The organism is Chromohalobacter sp. HP20-39, assembly GCF_033052815.1.
In the GTDB taxonomy this organism is placed as follows: domain Bacteria; phylum Pseudomonadota; class Gammaproteobacteria; order Pseudomonadales; family Halomonadaceae; genus Chromohalobacter.
The window spans coordinates 1-230 of sequence record NZ_JAWHTP010001254.1; the positions used below are offsets into that span (position 1 = coordinate 1).

Annotated in this window: 1 protein-coding gene; it reads right to left on the reverse strand. The window is 64.8% G+C overall.

The window, feature by feature from the left end; all coding sequences use genetic code 11:
- The coding region (locus RVY79_RS21885) for a cation:dicarboxylate symporter family transporter (RefSeq protein WP_317466728.1) at positions 1–230 on the reverse strand (230 nt) is incomplete at both ends.

Sequence of the window (230 nt, forward strand, 5' to 3'; positions counted from 1 at the left end):
GTCATCGAGCCGTTGACGTTGAGTGCTGTACGGCCCATGTCGATCAGCGGCTCGATGGAGATCAGCAGCGCCACCAGCGTCACCGGCAGGCCCATGGCCGGCAGGACAATCAGCGCGGCAAAGGTGGCCCCGCCGCCAACGCCCGCTACACCGACCGAGCTGAGCGTAACGATCGCGACCAGCGTTGCAATCCACACCGGATCAAACGGGTTGATGCCGACCGTAGGTGC